2 protein-coding genes and 1 pseudogene are annotated in these 1,931 nt (G+C 71.3%); all 3 read left to right on the top strand.

Going from position 1 to position 1,931, the window contains the following annotated elements; translation table 11 throughout:
• Positions 1 to 185, top strand: a pseudogene (locus tag ABNT58_RS22570) (cobalt-precorrin-5B (C(1))-methyltransferase); the annotation flags it as partial.
• Entirely contained in the window at positions 182 to 1,501 is a 1,320-nt protein-coding gene (gene cbiE / locus ABNT58_RS22575; protein ID WP_348755650.1) for a precorrin-6y C5,15-methyltransferase (decarboxylating) subunit CbiE, read from the top strand. The pseudogene ABNT58_RS22570 and the gene cbiE, both read left to right, overlap by 4 nt.
• Positions 1,494 to 1,931, top strand: a 438-nt coding sequence (locus ABNT58_RS22580) for a precorrin-2 C(20)-methyltransferase (RefSeq protein ID WP_348755651.1), incomplete at its 3' end; no start/stop codon positions are given. The genes cbiE and ABNT58_RS22580, both read left to right, overlap by 8 nt.

Below are 1,931 nucleotides of genomic sequence, written 5' to 3' on the forward strand. Positions count from 1 at the left end.
CCGAGACCGCCCGCTTCGCGGCCGAGCGCATGCAGGCACTGGGGCTGCTCGAAGCCTTTCATGCCGCGCTGGCGCAGGAGGTGGTGAACACCCTGACCGCGCCCGACCGCTACGGCCAGCGCTTCCAGCTGCAGGTGCTGGTGTGCGACTTTGATGGCCACAAGATCGCCGAGGCCCATTCATGACGACGACCCACCCAGATCCTTCCCCGGCCCGTGTCATCGGCGTACTCGACGATGGCGCCGCCAGCCTCACCGCCACCGCGCTGGCCCACCTGCGCCAGGCGCGGGTGGTGATCGGCGGTCACCGAACGCTGGCGCTGTTCGACGACGACATCGCGCCCCAGGCCCAGCGCCTGGACCTGACCGGCCGCCTGAGCCAGGTGCCCGAGTGGATACGTGCCGCCCGCGCCGACCGCCTGCCGGTGGTAGTGTTGGCCACCGGCGACCCGCTGTGCCACGGCATTGCGGCCTACCTGGCCAGCCATTTGTGCATCGAAGCCATCGAGGTGCTGCCCAACCTGAGCACGGTGCAGCTGGCCTGTGCGCGGCTGGGCCTGGCCTGGCAGGAGATGAAGATCCTCTCGGTGCATGCCGCCGATGCCGGCGAATGGACGCCCGGCGCCGCGCCCGGCCATGGCCTGTATGGGCTCGCCCAGGCGCTGCGCGCGCACGACCGGCTGGCCGTGCTCACCAGCCCAGACAACACGCCCGACCGCATCGCCCGCCTGTTGCTGGCCGAAGGGCTGGGCGATGCCTTTCAGATGGCGGTGGCCGAGCGCTTGTGCAGTGCCGATGAACAGGTGCATGGCACGTTGATGCCGGCCGATGCCGCGCAGCGCAGCTTCGCCGACCCCAACGTGGTGCTGCTGTGGCGGTTGCAGCCGCGGCCGCAGCCCGTGCTGTTCGGCCTGCCTGATGCCGCCTACCAGCAGCGCCAGCCCGACAAGGGCTTGATCACCAAGCAGGAGGTGAGGGCGGTGTCGCTGGCGCGGCTGCAGCTCAAGGCGCACAGCCGGGTGTGGGACATCGGCGCCGGCAGCGGCTCGGTGGGCTTGGAAGCGGCGCGCCTGTGCCCGCAGGGCCATGTATGGGCCATCGAGAAAAACGAGGCCGACGTGGCGATTGCCGCCGCCAACCGCGCGGCCTTCGGCGTGGCCAACCACACGCTGGTGCACGGCCGCGCGCCCGAAGGGCTGGACGCCTGGCCCGACCCCGATGCGGTGTTCATCGGCGGCTCAGGCGGCGAGCTGGCCGGGCTCATCACGCTGTGCCTGCAGCGGCTGCGGCCGGGTGGCCGGCTGGTGATGAACTTCGTCACCATCGAGAACCTGGCCACGGCCACCGCGTCCCTGACGCAGGCCGGCGCCACTTGGGGCGCCACATGGGACGTGCTCCAGCTGCAGGCCGCGCGCAGCAAGCCCATCCTGGCCATGCACCGCCTGGCCGCCGAGAACCCGGTGTGGATCGTGTGCGCAGAAAAGGCGGTGACCGATGTCTGAAGCCATGGTCACCCGCGGACGCCTGATTGGCGTCAGCCTGGGCCCCGGCGACCCCGGGCTGATCACCCGCCGCGCCTGGGCGCTGCTGCAGCGGCCCGATGCGGTGTGGGTATACCCCGCCCGCAGCACCCGCACGCCCAGCTATGCCTACGGCATCGTCGAACGGGCCGGGCTGCAGCCGCCGGCCGAGCACCAGTGCCTGCTGTTTCCGATGACGCACGACGGAGACAAGCTGGTGCGCGCCTGGCACCGCGCCGCCGATGCGGTGCTGCCCTGGTTGCAGGCCGGGCGCGACGTGCTGTTTCTGGTGGAGGGCGATGCCGGCACCTATGCCACCTTCGGCCACCTGGCGCGCACGGTGCAGGCCATGGATTCCTGCATCGCCACCGAGATCGTGCCCGGCGTGCAGGCCTTCACCGCCGCCAGCGCG

It is taken from the genome of uncultured Aquincola sp. (assembly GCF_964001545.1).
In the GTDB taxonomy this organism is placed as follows: domain Bacteria; phylum Pseudomonadota; class Gammaproteobacteria; order Burkholderiales; family Burkholderiaceae_C; genus Aquincola.

Bases quoted from the DNA above. Each gene is read 5' to 3' on its own strand.
- cbiE (WP_348755650.1), top strand. From the start codon at position 182: ATGACGACGACCCACCCAGATCCTTCCCCGGCCCGTGTCATCGGCGTA.